Here is a 1,534-nt window from a genome sequence, read left to right on the forward strand (position 1 = left end):
CGAGCACCCGTGGTCCGCGGGCGAGGGCGACCAGCCGGTCGGGCGCGGGGCGCCCGGCGGACGGCGGCTCGCCCTCGCCCCACCGCCGGACCGCCCGTCGCCGCCGCCCGACCGGCGTCGCTCATCCGACCGAGAGGGCGCGCCGGACGATGCCCAGCAGCAGGGTCCGCACCTGGTCGCTCGCGAGGAGCGTCACGAGGAGCCCGGCGAAGCCGCAGGCGGCCAGGGTGGCGATGGCGTACTCGGCCGTGGCCATGCCGACGTCCCGCAGCTCCCCGCGCACGGTCGCGACGGCGGGACGCACGCCGGCGGCGAGCCCACGGCACGGCCGCTCGCGCCTCCCGGCGACCGCCGCCGGGAGCGCGAGCGCGCCACCCCGCGACGGGGTGCCGACCCGCTCCCCGCCCGTCGGCACCCGCGGCGTCGTCGTCACCCCGCTCGTCGACAGCCCGTACGTCGTCGCCAGCGCGCTCGTCGTCGGCACCGCGCTCGTCGTCGGCACCGCGCTCGTCGTGGGCACCGGGGCGCAGGCCCGCGGCGTCGCCCGCACGGCGGAGGTGCCGGACGGACGCTGCCGGGCCGGGACGCCCGTCCGGCAGCGCGGGACGGCGCCGTTGCCCGGCGACCGGCGTCGGGCGGGGCAGGTGGTGGTGCGGACGGTGACCATGGCTCCTCCTCCGGGGCCGCGGGGTGCGACCTCCTGCGGTGACCCTCCGCCGCCGGAGGTCGCCGTCGGAGGCCGCTCCGGAGGTCTGTGGACGCAGCCCGTCCGAGCACGGCGTGTGGACGGCGGGCGGACGCCGCGCCCGACCGTCCACGCGCACCGTCCCCGCCGCTGTGCTGGAGAGGTCACGTCGCCCGAGGAGCCGTCGCCCGAGGAGCCGTCGCCCGGCTCGCGCCTCCGTGGCGCCCCCCCTCCCCCGGCACCCCGGTCGGTAGCGCCCTTCACGGGAGGGCGGCGTCGGCCACCCGCGCGCGGCCTGGCACCGGTCGCGCAGACGCGGGGGAGGTCACCGCACGGCTGCCCGGCCTCCGGCGTCGACCGGGCAGGTCGGACCGGGTGTCGCCGACCGAGCACCTCGGACCGGACGGCGGCCAACAGGCGCCGGCGCCGGCCGCCGAGCGCGGAGCGCGGAGGCGGAGGGCGGAGCGCGGGACGCGGGACGCGGGACGCGGGACGCGGGCAGGTGACGAGCCGGGCCGAGGCGCCTCGTCGCGTGGCCGCCGAGCCCGCGGCAGGACACCGCTCGTCGGCCTCCCGGGGTCACCCCGCGGCAGGCCGAGCTCCCGGGGCGGCCACGGACGGCGAGCGGCGACCGCGGCGGCCTCAGGAGCGCTCGAGGACCTGCGCGGCCAGGGAGAGCACGACGGGGACGACCGCGAGCGCCGCGAAGGCGGGCAGCGCGCACAGCCCCAGCGGCAGGACGAGGCGGACCCCCAGGGCGGAGGCGCGGCGCTGGGCCTCCCGTGCGCGACGCCGACGCTCCTCGCTCGCGGCGTCCCGCAGCAGGGCGGCGCCGGGCGCTCCCGCCCC

At 81.4% G+C, this 1,534-nt stretch carries 1 protein-coding gene and 1 pseudogene; both read right to left on the minus strand.

Going from position 1 to position 1,534, the window contains the following annotated elements; all coding sequences use genetic code 11:
- Window positions 1–121 precede the first annotated feature (121 nt).
- Complete coding sequence (locus HLB09_RS17975; RefSeq protein ID WP_212771298.1) at window positions 122–667, minus strand: DUF4244 domain-containing protein; 546 nt, start codon at window positions 665–667, stop codon at window positions 122–124.
- A gap of 660 nt (window positions 668–1,327) precedes the next feature.
- A pseudogene (locus tag HLB09_RS16910) lies at window positions 1,328–1,534 on the minus strand (hypothetical protein); the annotation flags it as partial.

This window comes from Pseudokineococcus marinus (assembly GCF_013004605.1).
In the GTDB taxonomy this organism is placed as follows: Bacteria; Actinomycetota; Actinomycetes; order Actinomycetales; family Quadrisphaeraceae; genus Pseudokineococcus; species Pseudokineococcus marinus.

Bases quoted from the DNA above. Each gene is read 5' to 3' on its own strand.
- HLB09_RS17975 (WP_212771298.1), bottom strand. From the start codon at position 667: ATGGTCACCGTCCGCACCACCACCTGCCCCGCCCGACGCCGGTCGCCG.